Source organism: Erwinia sp. (genome assembly GCF_049696395.1).
Lineage (GTDB): Bacteria > Pseudomonadota > Gammaproteobacteria > Enterobacterales > Enterobacteriaceae > Erwinia.
Genome location: NZ_JBAVTT010000001.1, coordinates 1 through 15,281, shown reverse-complemented (window position 1 = coordinate 15,281; position 15,281 = coordinate 1). Strand labels below are relative to the sequence as shown.

The 15,281-nt window shown below is 51.6% G+C and carries 14 protein-coding genes, 1 rRNA gene, 1 pseudogene and 1 riboswitch; of the genes and pseudogenes, 4 read left to right on the top strand and 12 right to left on the bottom strand.

The genetic code is table 11. The annotated features are described in order from the left end of the window. From WCC56_RS00080 to btuB, 3 genes are all read right to left on the bottom strand, one after another. A 16S ribosomal RNA gene (locus WCC56_RS00080) occupies positions 1–257 on the bottom strand; the annotation flags it as partial. Positions 258–640: 383 nt separating this feature from the next. Then, entirely contained in the window at positions 641–1,492 is an 852-nt protein-coding gene (gene murI / locus WCC56_RS00075) for a glutamate racemase (protein ID WP_424690399.1), read from the bottom strand. Beyond that, entirely contained in the window at positions 1,437–3,311 is a 1,875-nt protein-coding gene (gene btuB / locus WCC56_RS00070; protein WP_424690398.1) for a TonB-dependent vitamin B12 receptor BtuB, read from the bottom strand. Before btuB ends, murI begins: the two co-directional genes overlap by 56 nt. Positions 3,312–3,383: 72 nt before the next feature. Then, a riboswitch (cobalamin riboswitch) is annotated at positions 3,384–3,563 on the bottom strand. Between the two features lie 125 nt (positions 3,564–3,688). On the opposite strand from btuB, the gene trmA reads away from it, so the two are divergent. Beyond that, the gene (gene trmA / locus WCC56_RS00065) at positions 3,689–4,789 is read left to right on the top strand and encodes a tRNA (uridine(54)-C5)-methyltransferase TrmA (protein WP_424690397.1); all 1,101 of its coding nucleotides are present in this window, start codon (positions 3,689–3,691) and stop codon (positions 4,787–4,789) included. A 27-nt stretch (positions 4,790–4,816) separates the two neighbouring features. Here the strand turns inward: trmA and WCC56_RS00060 are convergent, their stop codons facing one another. After that, a complete protein-coding gene (locus tag WCC56_RS00060) occupies positions 4,817–5,173 on the bottom strand; it encodes a YijD family membrane protein (protein WP_424690396.1) in 357 nt (118 codons plus the stop codon). A gap of 11 nt (positions 5,174–5,184) precedes the next feature. Continuing rightward, complete coding sequence (gene fabR / locus WCC56_RS00055; RefSeq protein ID WP_424690400.1) at positions 5,185–5,826, bottom strand: HTH-type transcriptional repressor FabR; 642 nt, start codon at positions 5,824–5,826, stop codon at positions 5,185–5,187. A gap of 202 nt (positions 5,827–6,028) precedes the next feature. Here fabR and sthA point away from each other — a divergent pair, with 202 nt between their 5' ends. Then, positions 6,029–7,429 (top strand): Si-specific NAD(P)(+) transhydrogenase, encoded by a 1,401-nt coding sequence (sthA, locus tag WCC56_RS00050; RefSeq protein ID WP_424690395.1) that lies wholly within the window; start codon positions 6,029–6,031, stop codon positions 7,427–7,429. Here sthA and oxyR read toward each other — a convergent pair. Next, positions 7,412–8,329 (bottom strand): DNA-binding transcriptional regulator OxyR, encoded by a 918-nt coding sequence (oxyR, locus tag WCC56_RS00045; RefSeq protein WP_424690394.1) that lies wholly within the window; start codon positions 8,327–8,329, stop codon positions 7,412–7,414. The genes sthA and oxyR overlap by 18 nt on opposite strands. Before the next feature lie 136 nt (positions 8,330–8,465). Here oxyR and WCC56_RS00040 point away from each other — a divergent pair, with 136 nt between their 5' ends. Next, the gene (locus tag WCC56_RS00040) at positions 8,466–9,197 is read left to right on the top strand and encodes a redoxin family protein (protein ID WP_424690393.1); all 732 of its coding nucleotides are present in this window, start codon (positions 8,466–8,468) and stop codon (positions 9,195–9,197) included. Positions 9,198–9,418: 221 nt separating this feature from the next. Here WCC56_RS00040 and WCC56_RS00035 read toward each other — a convergent pair whose 3' ends face one another. From WCC56_RS00035 to argC, 6 genes are all read right to left on the bottom strand, one after another. Beyond that, positions 9,419–9,688, bottom strand: a complete 270-nt coding sequence (locus WCC56_RS00035) for a hypothetical protein (protein WP_424690392.1) — start codon at positions 9,686–9,688, stop codon at positions 9,419–9,421. A 97-nt stretch (positions 9,689–9,785) separates the two neighbouring features. Further along, positions 9,786–10,106 (bottom strand): colicin V synthesis protein, encoded by a 321-nt coding sequence (locus tag WCC56_RS00030; RefSeq protein WP_424690391.1) that lies wholly within the window; start codon positions 10,104–10,106, stop codon positions 9,786–9,788. Between the two features lie 360 nt (positions 10,107–10,466). Beyond that, positions 10,467–11,840, bottom strand: a complete 1,374-nt coding sequence (argH, locus tag WCC56_RS00025) for an argininosuccinate lyase (RefSeq protein ID WP_424690390.1) — start codon at positions 11,838–11,840, stop codon at positions 10,467–10,469. A gap of 95 nt (positions 11,841–11,935) precedes the next feature. Beyond that, positions 11,936–13,150, bottom strand: a complete 1,215-nt coding sequence (locus WCC56_RS00020) for an argininosuccinate synthase (protein WP_424690389.1) — start codon at positions 13,148–13,150, stop codon at positions 11,936–11,938. Between the two features lie 26 nt (positions 13,151–13,176). Beyond that, complete coding sequence (gene argB, locus WCC56_RS00015) at positions 13,177–13,953, bottom strand: acetylglutamate kinase (protein WP_424690388.1); 777 nt, start codon at positions 13,951–13,953, stop codon at positions 13,177–13,179. A gap of 15 nt (positions 13,954–13,968) precedes the next feature. Next, the gene (gene argC, locus WCC56_RS00010) at positions 13,969–14,973 is read right to left on the bottom strand and encodes an N-acetyl-gamma-glutamyl-phosphate reductase (protein WP_424690387.1); all 1,005 of its coding nucleotides are present in this window, start codon (positions 14,971–14,973) and stop codon (positions 13,969–13,971) included. 180 nt (positions 14,974–15,153) lie between these two features. On the opposite strand from argC, the pseudogene WCC56_RS00005 reads away from it, so the two are divergent. Further along, a pseudogene (locus tag WCC56_RS00005) lies at positions 15,154–15,281 on the top strand (acetylornithine deacetylase); the annotation flags it as partial.

Below are 15,281 nucleotides of genomic sequence, written 5' to 3'. Positions count from 1 at the left end.
CACCTACTAGCTAATCCCATCTGGGCACATCTGATGGCAAGAGGCCCGAAGGTCCCCCTCTTTGGTCCGAAGACGTTATGCGGTATTAGCTACCGTTTCCAGTAGTTATCCCCCTCCATCAGGCAGTTTCCCAGACATTACTCACCCGTCCGCCGCTCGTCACCCAGAGAGCAAGCTCTCCCGTGCTACCGCTCGACTTGCATGTGTTAGGCCTGCCGCCAGCGTTCAATCTGAGCCATGATCAAACTCTTCAATTAAAGTTCGATTTGCTGCAACAAGTGCAGCGATGCTCAGAGATTTACTTTCGTAATAATTCACTTAATGAATTACTGCTTGGTCACTCTCTAAGACTTGATATTTTTTGCCACCGAAGTGGCTGATATCGTCTTGTGAGTGCCCACACAGATTGTCTGATAAATTGTTAAAGAGCAGTGCCACATATTCTCGTGTGGCGCGGGGTGCAGATATTACGCTTTCCCGCTGAAGAGTCAAGTAATTTTCTCACTTTTCTCTTCCTGACCCGGCGACTAGTAAGTCGTTGTTCCGTGTCAGTGGAGGCGCAGTATAGGGATTTTCTGGAGACTGACAAGCGCTAAATGCAAAAAACTTTTCAACCGACTACTTTTCATTCACAAAGGGACTAAAGTGCCAGTTTTTCGAGCTTTTCGAAGCCATAACGCTTCAAAACGGGCATTAATTGTACAGCCTGTGCGGTAATGTCCATGCAATAAGCAATATTACTGTCGGCAGAAAATGCAGCCGGAGATTCATTTTCCAGTAACCAGGCCGTACGGCGAGCTATCGCTGCACCTGAATCCACCAAACGCGTCCCTTCTGGCAATACCTGCTGCAACTCCTCATTTAATAGAGGGAAGTGAGTACAACCTAGCACAACCGTATCCGGGGGTTCTTTCATCCGCAGCCAGGGTTGCAGAATACGACGAACGTCTTCCAGCGGAACGGGCTTGCCCTGAAGCTTCGCTTCAGCCAGCTCAACCAGTTCTGCCGATCCCAGCATTTCCGTTTTACATTCACTGGCGAAACGCGCCACCAGCTCATGCGTGTAAGGACGCTTAACCGTGCCACGCGTAGCCAGTAAGCCAACGATGCCATTACGGGTCAGACGGGCAGCAGGTTTGATGGCGGGCACTACGCCAACTACAGGGAAGTCAAAACGCGTACGAAGTGCAGGGAGGGTGACGGTACTGGCAGAGTTACAGGCTATCACTACCAGCGCCAGCGGGTAGCGACGAGTTACAGCTTCTACTATCTCTACTACGCGGTGGACGATGAACTCTTCCGACTTTTCCCCATAAGGAAAGGCCACGTTATCGAAGGCATAAAGGTAGTGAAGGTCCGGCATCAGTTGCCGGAGCTCTTCATAGACTGAAAGCCCACCGACGCCAGAATCAAAAACCAGCACGGTGGGACGTTCTTTAGAAGGTGTAACTGCCGCTGAGGTAATACTCCCTTCCTGGGGTTTGATAGCCATAAACTGTCTCGTAATCTTTATCGAACAGGTTGGCTATTCTACCACGAACGGTCAGCTGAGACGTGACCGGATACGAAACGGCGAGATCCCACAGGCTAACACCACCCAGTTTTACGGTGCGGGGGAGATAAGAGGTGTTGTAGTCCTTATCGTAACGCTCGCCCAGATACTGATAGCTCAGCGACCAGTCAAAATCATACACCGTGTAATCCAGCTGGTACTTAACCTGCTGCTTAGCACGACGAACGAGGATTTCGTTAGTCTTGCCATCACGCGGGTCAACATAGTCATAGGAAACGGTATGGCTAACAGGGCCAGTATCAAATGAAGCGGTAGCTTCTACGCCCTTAATGGTGGCCTTATCTATATTGTAATAACGGAAAGTCGTGGGATCGCTATCGATAAGGTCATCAATATCGTTGCGGTAACCAGACAGACGCCAGTTAACCGGGCCGGTAAGGCCCTCAAAGCCCCCTTCCCACTGTTTGCTTTTTTCCGGGTCCAGATCGCGATTACCGTAAGTTGCGCTATAAACCTGGCTCAGGTTAGGTGCCTTAAAGGCCGTCCCGTAAGAAGCGAAGACGCTGTAACCGTCAACAAATTCCCACGAGGCACTGGTTTGCCAGGTGTTGTGCCAACCAAAACTATTATTATCATCACCACGAACGGCGCCTTCAAACGTCACGCTGCCCAGCTTTTGCTGCGCGGTGGCATAGACTCCCGTGTTACGTTGCTCCTGCCCTTCACTAACGGAGTTAGTGTTTGGTTCTGATGTTTGCTTCTGCCAGTCCACGCCAGCGCTAACGGTGCCGTAGCCTACTGCAACCGTGTTCCCCCATTGCAGGTTGTACTGCTCAACGTCATCCAGAGTGGCTGGATCGGCATAACGGCCCAGACGCGGATCGTAGTTGTAATCCTTGGTATGGCTGTAGCTGGCGACCAACTGAGTGGAATAGATGTCACGGTTAAAACGCAGACCGGTATCCCACGTCTGGCTGTAAAGCTGACGGGTATCAACCAATGCGCCAGGAACGCTTAAGTTCAAGCTGTTGTCATATGCCGTGCGGTTGTCATAACCATAGCCACGCACAAAGCCGCTGAGTTCGTCATTAAACTGCTGTTCTACCGAGCCGTAGAGCGATTTACTCATGAATCCATCACGATCTTTCTGCGCCGGGTCACCGTACGCATCAGGATAATTGGCCACCACGTCATAGCCTTTGGTGTAGGTATAGTTACCGGCCAGCGTCACCCTGGTATTGGGCCCTAACATTTGCTGGGTAGAACCATCATAAGACTGATAGCCATTAGACCCGACACCGGCGTTAAGCGTAGTGCCCGGCTTACTGCGGCCAGTAATGATGTTAACCACACCGCCAATCGCATCCGATCCATAAACAGCCGAACGCGCGCCACGGACGTATTCAATTCGCTGCACAAGAGAGAGTGGGATTTGGCTAAGATCGGATGACCCGCTGATACCTGCACCATTGAGGCGGATCCCATCAATCAGGACCAGCACATGGCTGGATTGCGTCCCACGGATAAACAGGGAACTCTGCTGTCCCAGCCCACCACTTTGTGCAATATCAACGCCAGGCAGACGGCGCATCACATCCGCAACACTTTTGGACTGCCAGCGGTCAATCTCTTCACGCGTGACAACCGTCGTCGGTGCTAATACGGAAGAAACAGGCTGCGCGAAGCGATTAGCTGTGGTTACCAGCGTGTTATCAGCGTTTTGTGCAAAGCCATTCTGCGCCCAGAGGGAAATCGCCGTTGCGCTAAAAGCCAACAGAGGGGTTTTATTGATTATCATTTTTGACAAAGCATCCAAAAATTCAAGCAGGATGCCGCAGGCCTACGATCGATAGCACGCGATGATCGTATGAATTGCGACGGAATACCGGCAGGTCTTCGGGCTCGGAATCATTAAATGGCGAAGACTTCCCATCGTAAGACAGTGTCTGCATAACGTTCGCCATGACATTCCCTACCGCTGCGCGTCAGCTCCAGCTTGGTACTGGATTCCCTTTTAACTGTTTGAAAGGCCGGAAATCGCATCTTATGTTCATGCGAGAGAGGAGTCCAGATATCCTGACGACCAAAACGCTCCGAAACTGCACAACACTGGACATTGAGTGACAGATGCCTACAATCGCCCGGCAATAAAAGCCCTTCAACCCAGGAAAACGCATGACGCCAGAACAGCTGCCCATTGAACACTATGATGCCCAACTTGAGGAAAAGGTTACCCGTCTGCAGACGTTGATGACCCCGTTTGCGGCTCCGGAAGTTGACGTCTTTCGTTCACCGGTCAGCCATTACCGTATGCGGGCGGAGTTCCGTCTCTGGCACGAAGGTGATGACATTTATCACATCATTTTTGATCAACAAACCCGAGAGCGGATACGTGTAGAGCGCTTCCCGGCCGCCAGCAAGTTAATTAATGACTTGATGCCACGCCTGATCGCAGCCGTACGTGATAACAAAGCATTGCGTCATAAGCTTTTCCAGGTCGATTACCTGTCCACGCTGAGCAATCAGATCGTGGTGTCGATGCTGTACCACCGTGCGCTGACCGAAGAGTGGCAGAAAGAAGCGGAAGTCCTGCGGGATGCGTTGCGTGCAGAAGGTTTTGATGTGCAGTTGATTGGTCGCGCTACCAAGACCAAAATCTGTCTGGATCGCGATTATGTCGATGAGTGCTTACCGGTCGCCGGAAAAGACATCATTTATCGTCAGGTAGAGAACAGTTTCACTCAGCCCAATGCGGCAATGAATATTCAGATGCTGGAGTGGGCGCTGAATGTCACCAAAGACTCTGCAGGGGATTTACTGGAGCTTTACTGCGGCAACGGCAATTTTTCTTTGGCTCTCGCCCGTAACTTCAACCGAGTGCTTGCCACTGAAATTGCTAAACCGTCCGTTGCTTCTGCTCAGTACAACATTGCGGTTAATAATATCGATAACGTGCAGATCATCCGCATGTCGGCAGAAGAATTTACCGAAGCCATGAAAGGGAAGCGTCAGTTCAGGCGTCTGGAAGGTATCGATCTGCAGAGCTACCAGTGCGAGACGATTTTTGTCGACCCTCCACGCAGTGGACTGGATGCAGATACCGTGAAAATGGTGCAGGCTTACCCGCGCATCCTTTATATCTCCTGCAACCCGGAAACGCTGTGCGAAAACCTGGCCACGTTGTCAGAGACGCATAAGGTTGAGAAACTGGCGCTGTTCGACCAGTTCCCCTATACGCACCATATGGAGTGCGGCGTCCTGCTGACCAGACGCTAAAGAGTTGGGCGACAGCGGTCGCCCCTTTTACTCTTCGCTTTTGCGCGTACGCAGCTTGAGCCCAATCCAGAAGACTAAGGCCACCATCAGGATGGTCGGGATAAAGTTGGAGCCGATTTCCGGGTATTCTGCGCGCACGATAGCGCTATAGAGCAGGATGCCAAGCAGGAAAAACGCGGCGGCCAGTGAAGGCATACCTTCCGGCATTGAGCGATTAAGATAGCGTTGATGCAGGCACCAGGCAGCCAGGCCCAGCGCAATAACAGGGAAAATTGAGAACGGCACAAGGGAACTGAATAACACCGAAAACGTCCCGTTGATCGACAATCCGGTAAGAAATGCCAGCAACAGCGTACCTCTGTCACGGCCAGGCGCTAAACTCATGTCACTTTCCTTTAGTCACGGGATTCCAGCGTTACCGCCAGCCTCTCCTGTTCACGACGATACCAGTAATAAGCCCCTTTCGAAATCATCCGCAACTGCAACACCAGCCGTTCTTCCAGCTGACGGCGTTGATCAATATCGATATCCAGCGCTTCTGCACCGGCGTTAAACACGATAATCACCATCGCTTCCGCCTGTGCTTCGGTGAAGCTACGCGGCATGCGGTTTTCAATCTCAAGGTAATCCGCCAGTTCGGCGATAAAATGCTGAATTTCGCGGGCAACCGCGGCACGAAACGCCGCCGATGTTCCTGAACGCTCCCGCAGCAGCAGGCGGAAAGCATTGGGATTGTTGCCGATAAACTCCATGAAAGTGGAGACAGAGGTACGAATGACACTGCCTCCTTTGGCGATGCGTTGACGCGCCTGGCGCATCAACTGGCGAAGCATCAATCCACTTTCATCCACCATGGTTAACCCTAACTCATCTACATCACGAAAGTGACGGTAAAATGACGTCGGTGCTATCCCCGCCTCCCTGGCGACTTCTCTCAGACTCAGGCTGGCAAAACTCCGCTCGGCACTTAGTTGACTAAATGCCGCTTCAATCAGCGAACGTCTTGTCCGTTCTTTCTGCTGTGCTCTGACGCCCATGGTAGTCATGTTTGTGCCTGTTTTACTTAGCTGATTGGCACTATAACAAAAATTTCAGCGTACAGTGGCATCTAGTTTGTGAGCGCCTGTTAACCCCACGCTTTGTCAAATGATGGCAAAAAAGTCGGTTAGAATTGGGAAGTGGTCATCGGGATGTTAGAATCTCGTTGAAAAATTGTATAAAAAAATAGGACGTATTGGTATGCAACAGTCTTATGATTACGACGCCATTGTGATTGGCTCAGGTCCTGGCGGCGAAGGTGCCGCAATGGGCCTGCTGAAACAGGGTGCCCGTATTGCCGTAATCGAGCGTTATCACAACATCGGTGGCGGTTGTACGCATTGGGGAACCATTCCATCGAAAGCCCTGCGCCACGCAGTCAGTCGTATTATCGAGTTCAACCAGAACCCGCTCTACAGCGATCAGGCCCGTCAGTTACGCTCTTCGTTTGCCGACATCCTTAAACACACTGAAAACGTGATTAGCCAGCAAACCCGTATGCGTCAGGGTTTTTACGAGCGGAACCGCTGCGAGTTGTATCAGGGTGATGCGCGCTTTATCGATGCGAACACCCTCGAGATTGCCTCCCACGACGGCAGTATTGAGCGCCTGACGGCAGAGAAATTTGTCATCGCCTGTGGCTCACGGCCTTACCATCCACCAGATGTGGACTTTACCCATCCACGCGTTTACGACAGCGACTCGATCCTGAACCTTCACCACGAACCGGGCCATGTGATTATCTATGGTGCTGGTGTGATTGGCTGTGAATACGCTTCCATCTTCCGTGGCCTGAATGTAAAGGTTGATTTGATTAACACCCGCGATCATCTTCTGGCGTTCCTGGATCAGGAAATTTCAGATTCGCTCTCTTACCACTTCTGGAACAGCGGCGTGGTGATTCGTCATAACGAAGAGTACGAGAAGATTGAAGGGGTCAGTGACGGGGTGATCATGCACCTGAAGTCAGGCAAGAAAGTGAAAGCTGACTGCCTGCTGTTCGCCAATGGACGAACCGGGAACACCGATTCACTGTCGCTGGAAAATGTCGGGCTGGAAGCTGACGGTCGTGGGTTACTGAAAGTGAACAGCATGTATCAGACCGCGCAGCCGCACATTTACGCGGTTGGTGATGTGATTGGCTACCCAAGTCTGGCTTCTGCGGCTTACGATCAGGGCCGTATTGCGGCGCAGGCGCTGATTAAAGGTGAAGCAAATGCTCACCTGATTGAAGACATTCCTACCGGGATTTACACCATTCCTGAAATCAGCTCTGTGGGTAAAACCGAACAGCAGCTGACAGCGATGAAAGTGCCTTACGAAGTGGGCCGCGCGCAGTTTAAACATCTGGCACGTGCGCAGATTGTCGGGATGAATGTCGGCAGCCTGAAAATTCTCTTCCACCGCGAAACCAAAGAGATCCTTGGGATCCACTGTTTCGGTGAGCGTGCTGCGGAGATCATCCATATTGGCCAGGCCATCATGGAACAGAAGAACGGCGGCAACACGATCGAGTACTTCGTGAATACCACCTTCAACTATCCAACAATGGCTGAAGCTTATCGCGTTGCGGCATTAAACGGCTTAAACCGCCTGTTTTAACGCCGAGCCCATATAGTTTTGCATATGGACCTTGATTGCCTCTGCCAGCTGCTCATAGCGGCCGCGCAGCGGCGATCCAGGGCGATAAACCAGCGCAATAGTGCGCTGTGGAACAGGTTTGTAACAAGGCAGATAGCAAACGCCATCCCGCACACGCTCTTTCGGCACGGCTAATGCTGGTAGCAGAGTAATTCCGCTGCCTGCCGCCACCATATTGCGCAGCGTCTCCAGACTGGTCGCACGGAAGTGCGTATCTTCGTCTGCACCGGCCTGGAAGCAGAATCCCATCGCCTGGTCTCGCAGACAGTGACCGTCTTCCAGCATGAGTAGCTTTTCACCGGCCAAATCGGACATCGGCACACGATCACGATCGCGCCATGGATGATCCTGATAAATCGCCAGCTTCATTGGCTCATCAAACAGCGGCACTTCAATAAAGGCTTCTGACTCTTTCACCAGCGCCAGAATCGCACAGTCCAGCTTTCCGCTATCCAGCTGAGCCAGCAACTGCTGGGTCTGCGCTTCGTGCAGGTACATTTCCAGCTTAGGGAACGTTTTGTGCAGGTTCGGCACAATCTGCGGCAGCAAATAGGGCCCGACAGTCGGTATCAGCCCGATATGCATTGGCCCGGACATCTCTTCGCCTTGCTGGCTGGCCATCTCCTTCAGCACTTTCACTTCACGTAAAACCGTACGTGCCTGATCGACCAACAGCAATCCTGCCTGGGTAAACAGCACCTTACGACTGGTTCGCTCTAATAACATCACGCCAAGCTCATCTTCCAGCTTGCGGATTTGGCCGCTCAGGGTGGGTTGGCTGACATGGCAGGAATCTGCTGCACGTCGAAAATGACGGTGTTCGGCCAACGCTACCAGGTATTCAAGATCACGAATGTTCATTTTTATCCTCCGGGCCACGATAGTCCGTGGCGATAGATAGGATAGCAATCAACGATTATCCCTATCAAGCGCAGATGGCAATAATGTCCCCAGTTCGCGAGATAAATCAATTTTTAGGAATTTATAGAGGATTTTTATGTTTGCAAGTCAGGAAGGTAAGTCAGTCCCGCAGGTCACTTTTCACACTCGTCAGGGCGATAACTGGGTCGATGTGACCACTGATGAGCTGTTCAAAGATAAAACCGTCATTCTGTTTTCTCTGCCGGGCGCTTTTACCCCGACCTGTTCCTCCAGCCATCTTCCGCGTTATAACGAGCTGTCCGATGTCTTTAAGAAACACGGTGTCGACAACATTCTCTGCGTATCAGTGAACGATACCTTTGTGATGAACGCCTGGAAAGCCGATCAGCATGCGTCAAACATTACCTTTATTCCAGACGGTAACGGTGATTTTACCCGTGGAATGGAGATGCTGGTTGAAAAAGCCGACCTGGGCTTTGGTCCACGTTCTTGGCGTTATTCCATGCTGGTACGTAACGGCGTGGTAGAAAAAATGTTTGTTGAACCAAACAAGCCTGGCGACCCGTTTGAAGTGTCTGATGCTGACACCATGCTGCGTTATCTGGCACCGGAATTTAAAGTGCAGGAATCCGTTTCCCTGTTCACTAAACCAGGCTGTTCATTCTGCGCCAAAGCTAAACAAATGCTGCAGGATCGCGGTATTCAGTACGAAGAGATTGTGCTGGGTCAGGATGCGACAACCGTCAGCCTTCGCGCCGTAACGGGTCGCGCAACGGTACCACAGGTCTTTATCGGTGGGCGCCATATTGGTGGCAGCGACGATCTGGAAAGGTTTTTTGTAGCTTAAGACATTAAGCAGAATGGGTGATGCCACGTCTACCCGCTCTCTTATGTGCCGAGAACGTAGAATAAAGTCGAAACCTTATTTGGCGGGCCAGCAGTGGCCCGCCTTTTTTTTAGCTTAAGAGCATATACTTCATCGATCGCTCAGCTTAAGTCAAACGGTTATGTCTATCGGTGCACTGACACTTGATGACTCGATATTAGTCTACGGCGTCATACTTCGTATCATACACCTGGTTTTCCTATCATTAGATTGTTGAGCATTCCTTCAACTATAACCAGTCCTGGTTTATATCCCACGAAGGGGCCCGAAATAGCACCAAGAACTGCGCCAATAGCTGCGCCACCGACCATACCAATTAGCGCAGTAAAACCGCCTCCGATACCAATAAGCGCCGCGCCCACCGGCAGTAGCCAGAGTCCAGCATCCAATGATTGCGCCACCGATAGAACAAACCACGCCTTCGGCAATATTGGCGTAGATATTTTCACCATAGGCACCAGAAACCAGGTTGATTTCTTCAGAGATTAATTCACGTATTATCTAATTCCTTTTAATTTAACTAGCCGAGTATTCTTTACAGATAACGAATTATTTTATGCCCCCACCGACCACATTTTGTAACGCAGAGATTGCCAGGGGATAGCTCCAGCTGAAAGGAACCAGTAAGCCGCCCACCGCGCCTCCGATGCCACCAATAATTCCGGCACCAACAGCGCCAACCAATTGACCTATAATACTTAGACCGAAGATCCCCATAGCATCTCCTCCTCGCAAATAACCAATAGTCCCTCCGGTCATTGCGGCAGCTACGGAACCAAATACTGAACTCTTAAGGCGATCAAATACAAATTCACCGATTCCTTCGGCACCAGAAACATCTGATACTTCAGACGACGTTAATTCACGCATAATTTACCCCTCCTTTTGTAAACTTCATTCATAAAATGCCAACAATTAAAACCACCTCAATAACAGAGGTGCTAAACACTATATAAATTAACTTCTGAACAATCTAATGGCAAAATAAAATAATGCATACTCTGAGAAGGTGCCGAAATTTCAAATCAACAAATAGATCATGAGGTGAAAATTATATATTAGGCGGAGTGTATTTAAATGTTATAAATGCACTTAAGTATTGTTAATTCTATTTATTTAATCAGGATACTAAACAATGTTTCGAATATTTTCCACTCTCTCCTGTGCCACTTAAGCAAAAAAACGGGCGGAGAATATCCCCTGCCCGTTTTTTTCGGCACCACGTTTACATTAAATCAGACGGTTTTTCGCATCCGTAATAGCAAGCGAGACCTGATGAGGCGAAACGCCGCCTTTGGCATTACGCTTATCCAGGCAGGATTGCAGGGAAAGGAACGGATAAACATCCTCAGCAATCACGCTGCTGAACGCTTGCAGTTCATTCAGCTTAAGGGCTTCCAGAGCCACGCCTTTAGCGATGGCCGCCACAACGACTTCACCTACCACGTGGTGAGCTTCACGGAACGGCATACCTTTACTGACCAGGTAGTCAGCCAGTTCGGTGGAGTTAGCGTAACCCTGTTCGGCCGCTTCCTGGCAACGTGGGCGCTTAACCTGAATCCCGTCCAGCACCAGCGCCGCCATATGCAGGCAGTCTGACCAGGTATCCAGCGCATCAAACAGCCCTTCTTTGTCTTCCTGCATGTCTTTGTTGTACGCCAGCGGCAGACCTTTCAGCGTCATCATCATGCCGGTCAGTGCGCCCTGCACACGACCGCATTTGCCACGGATCAGCTCCAGCGCATCCGGGTTTTTCTTCTGCGGCATCAGAGAAGAGCCGGAAGTTACCCGGTCTGAAAGCTCAACAAAGCCAGCTTCACCGGTATTAAAGAAGATCAGATCTTCTGCGAAGCGGGAAAGGTGGACCATGCCAATGGAAGCATCAGACAGCAGTTCCAGAACGTGGTCGCGGTCAGAAACAGTGTCCAGACTGTTACGGGTGGCGGAAGCGAAGCCTAACCAGCCAGCCAGCTGCTCACGATCGATTTCATAGGCCGTTCCGGCTAAAGCGCCACAGCCTAACGGGCTGACATCAAGACGCTTCAATGTGTCCTGCAAGCGGCTTTCATCACGGGCCAGCATTTCGACATAAGCCAGGCACCAGTGCGCAAACGTCACCGGCTGGGCGCGTTGCAAGTGGGTGTAACCAGGCATCACTGCGTCCTGATTAGCTTCAGCGGTAGCCACCAGCGCCTGCTGGAACTGGCGGGTAGCGATCAGCAGCTCGCTGACCTGCGCTTTACACCATAATTTCAGATCGGTCGCGACCTGATCATTACGGCTACGGCCGGTGTGGAGCTTTTTGCCAAGCGCGCCGACTTTCTCAATCAGGCGTCCCTCAACATAGCTGTGAATATCTTCTGCATCGCTTTCAAGGATTTGCTGCGGATTGGCACGCACCTCTTCCAGCAACACAGTCAGCGCGCTTTCCAGCTGCTGCTGTTCTTCTGTGGTCAGAACATTGACCGTCACCAGCGCTTTGGACCAGGCAATGGATCCGACAATATCCTGCTCTGCCAGACGATAGTCAAAGCGCAGCGAGTCATTAAATTGTTTGAAACGTTGATCTGCTGCCTGAGTAAACCGTCCACCCCAAAGTGCCATGTCAGTGCTCCATTAATTCGTTTGGTGAGAGTAAATTTTTTAACGCGGCGCCAGAGAGAATCAGTCACCCTGGCGCGATGGGCCTTAACTCAGGCCTATTTCTTTTCGTTCAGCGCACGAATGCGTGAAGAGAGGGAGAACAGACGGATGAAGCCACCAGCATGACGGTGATCGTACACTTCATCTTCGCCGAAGGTAGCGAACTCTTCTGAGTACAGGCTGTTAGCGGATTTCTTCTGAATCGCAGTTACGGTGCCTTTATAAAGCTGCAGCACCACTTCGCCGTTCACTTCTTCAGCCAGTGACTGAGCCGCGGCCTGGATGGATTTGCGCAGTGGCGCGAACCAGCGACCGTCGTAAACCACATAAGACATCTCGTGGCCTAACTGCTCACGCCATTTGAAGCTGTCACGGTCCAGAACCAACTGCTCAACAGCACGCAGTGCGTTCACCATGATGGTGCCGCCTGGGGTTTCGTAGCAGCCGCGGGATTTGATCCCAACCAGACGGTTTTCCACGATGTCGATACGGCCAACGCCGTGTTTCGCCCCGATAACATTCAGCGCGTCCAGGCACTGGAATGGGCTTAATGCTTTACCATTCACGGCAACAACGCGACCTTTCTCGACAGAAACGGTCACCTGCTCTGGCTGGTCTGGGGCTTCTAACGGATCCACTGTCCACACCCAGCAATCTTTGTTTGGTGCATTCCATGGGCTTTCCAGCACGCCGCCTTCGGTAGAGATGTGCCAGGCGTTTTCATCACGGCTGTAGATCTTTTCCAGAGAAGCCGTTGTTGGGATGTTGCGCTCTTTCAGGTAATCCAGCAGGGCTTCACGGGAACGCAGGTTCCACTCACGCCATGGAGCAACCACTTTCAATTGAGGAGCCAGCGCGGTGTAAGTGGTTTCAAAACGCACCTGGTCGTTACCTTTACCGGTTGCGCCGTGGCACAGGGCATCTGCACCCACTTTCAACGCCAGCTCAACCTGAGCTTTAGCGATGATTGGACGCGCCATAGACGTTCCCAGCAAATAGGTTCCTTCATACAGAGCACCGGTCTGCAGAACAGGGTAAACATACTCGCTGATGAACTCTTCACGCAGATCGACAACGTGACATTCGGAAGCGCCAGACTGCAGGGCTTTCTGCTCAACGCCTTCCAGATCGCCACGCTCCTGACCGATATCAGCCACAAAAGCGACCACTTCACAGCCGCCGTAGTTCTCTTTCAGCCAGGGAATGATGGCGGAGGTATCCAGACCACCGGAGTAAGCCAGAACGATTTTTTTGATGCTCTTGTCTTGCATTGTCTTTTCCTTGAATCCGTTTCTGATTAAGCGAGGATCCGGGTGCCAATTGACACGCCGTTAAATAGGGTCGGCAGCTGCTCAGCATGACGCCAGCTGGCGATATCCACCGGACGGCCCAGCGTACGGGCAGCGTCCAGGGCTGCATTTACTTTGACAATCATACCGTCGGTAATCACGCCTTCAGCAATCAACTTCTCAGCTTTGGCGGCGGTCATCTCTTCAATACGCTGTCCCTGACCATCCAGGATGCCACTGACATCGGAGAGCAGGATCAAATCGGCACCCAATGTGGCGGCCAATGCGGTCGCAGCCTGATCGGCGTTGACGTTCATTAACTTACCATCCTGAGTGATGCCGATGGAACTGATCACTGGCAGGAATCCTGCGGTAAGCAGCGTATTAATTAATACTGGCGAACCTGGCGTGGCCAGCCCAACGTGACCGAGCTCTTCATCAAAGGCTTCAACGTTAACGCTGCTGCCGTCGCCCAGGCAAAGGCCAACAGCTTCTATCCCCTGTTTTTTCGACCAGGCCAGCAGGGTCTTGTTCGCCGTACCTGCCAGGGCACCAGTAATAATATCGATCTGGTCAGCAGGCGTAACGCGCAGGCCATTTTTCTTTTTCACTGGCAATGAGAGCTTGCTCATCAGCTCATCAACCAGGCAGCCACCGCCGTGGACGATCAGCAATGGACGCTGATGCTCTGCACGGTAGGCAACCAGCGCGCCAAACAGGCGCTCCAGCGCCTCTTCGTTATCCAGCAGCACGCCACCGAGTTTTATAATTAAAGGAGTCGTCATAATCATCTTCACCGATTAAATAAGTGACTGAGTTTCCGGGAAGCCGAAACGAATATTCAGGCATTGCACAGCCTGCGAAGAGGCGCCTTTCAGCAGATTGTCCTCTGCTGAGACCACGATCAGGTGTTCGCCCTTCACCGCGAAGCCGATATCGCAGAAAGGCAGACCAACAACGCCTTTAATGGACGGCACGCCTTTTTCATAAACGCGGACCAGCGGCTTATCGTGATAAGCAGTATGGAAAGCTTCTGCCACATCGTCAGCCGTCACGCCTGCTTTTAAACGGCAGGTCGTTGTCGCCAGAATGCCACGCGGGAAATTGCCCAGGTGCGGCGTAAAAATAACCGGAACGCCAAGGTGCGCTTCGATTTCTGGATGATGACGATGGGTGAAAATTCCGTACGGCTGGAGGCTGACCTCGCAGAAGCTGGTGCCGACAGCCGCTTTACGGCCCGCACCGCTAACGCCGCTTGTGGCGTTGATGACTGGCCATTGCGCTTCATTCAACAGACCCGCGGCAACCAGCGGCTTCAAGCCCAGCTGGGCGGCAGTTGGATAACACCCTGGGACAGCAATCAACTGGGCTTCTTTAATGTTTTCATGCTGCCACTCGGCCAGACCATAAACGGCTTTATCCAGCCAGTCCTGATGCTGATGAGTGAAGCCGTAGTACTCTGTGAAGAAGCTTTGATCGTTCACGCGGAAAGCAGCAGAGAGATCGAACACCACACAACCTGCAGCGAGAAATTCCGGCGCCAGGTCGTGGCTGACTTCGTGGGCTGTCGCCAGAAAAACGACGTCCACTTTATCGGCATACTGCGCAGCGCTGCTCAACGGCTGCAGCGGCATATCGAGGATGCCTTTCAGCTGCGGATGGAGATCGGAAAGTAATTTTCCTGCGTCCGGGCTTTGCGCTGAAACCGCCAAAGCGGTTATGTTCACCTGTGGATGACGATTCAGGTAAGTCGCAAGCTCTACGCCAGCATAACCACTGGCACCAACAATCAGCGTATTCAACATCAGACTGACACCCTTTTCTGGTCTCAAATTTCCGGGCAGCAGCGAATTAAGGCTGTCTTCCCACGTGAGCGGCGCTGGAGTATGGAGCAACTTTCGGTTTCCATCCGCACGCCGTTAATGTATTTTTATTCACTATTAATGCATGAATATGACACTATCCTAACTCAAGGAATGGCAACAGTGAAGACAAAATTACCCCCTTTTATCGAGTTATACCGTGAGTTGATTGCCACACCGTCGATCAGCGCAACCGATATTGCCATCGATCAGAGTAATGAAACTTTAATCAATTTGCTGGCAGGCTGGTT

Bases quoted from the DNA above. Each gene is read 5' to 3' on its own strand.
- murI (WP_424690399.1), bottom strand. From the start codon at position 1,492: ATGGCTATCAAACCCCAGGAAGGGAGTATTACCTCAGCGGCAGTTACA.
- btuB (WP_424690398.1), bottom strand. From the start codon at position 3,311: ATGATAATCAATAAAACCCCTCTGTTGGCTTTTAGCGCAACGGCGATT.
- trmA (WP_424690397.1), top strand. From the start codon at position 3,689: ATGACGCCAGAACAGCTGCCCATTGAACACTATGATGCCCAACTTGAG.
- WCC56_RS00060 (WP_424690396.1), bottom strand. From the start codon at position 5,173: ATGAGTTTAGCGCCTGGCCGTGACAGAGGTACGCTGTTGCTGGCATTT.
- fabR (WP_424690400.1), bottom strand. From the start codon at position 5,826: ATGGGCGTCAGAGCACAGCAGAAAGAACGGACAAGACGTTCGCTGATT.
- sthA (WP_424690395.1), top strand. From the start codon at position 6,029: ATGCAACAGTCTTATGATTACGACGCCATTGTGATTGGCTCAGGTCCT.
- oxyR (WP_424690394.1), bottom strand. From the start codon at position 8,329: ATGAACATTCGTGATCTTGAATACCTGGTAGCGTTGGCCGAACACCGT.
- WCC56_RS00040 (WP_424690393.1), top strand. From the start codon at position 8,466: ATGTTTGCAAGTCAGGAAGGTAAGTCAGTCCCGCAGGTCACTTTTCAC.
- WCC56_RS00035 (WP_424690392.1), bottom strand. From the start codon at position 9,688: ATGGTGAAAATATCTACGCCAATATTGCCGAAGGCGTGGTTTGTTCTA.
- WCC56_RS00030 (WP_424690391.1), bottom strand. From the start codon at position 10,106: ATGCGTGAATTAACGTCGTCTGAAGTATCAGATGTTTCTGGTGCCGAA.
- argH (WP_424690390.1), bottom strand. From the start codon at position 11,840: ATGGCACTTTGGGGTGGACGGTTTACTCAGGCAGCAGATCAACGTTTC.
- WCC56_RS00020 (WP_424690389.1), bottom strand. From the start codon at position 13,150: ATGCAAGACAAGAGCATCAAAAAAATCGTTCTGGCTTACTCCGGTGGT.
- argB (WP_424690388.1), bottom strand. From the start codon at position 13,953: ATGACGACTCCTTTAATTATAAAACTCGGTGGCGTGCTGCTGGATAAC.
- argC (WP_424690387.1), bottom strand. From the start codon at position 14,973: ATGTTGAATACGCTGATTGTTGGTGCCAGTGGTTATGCTGGCGTAGAG.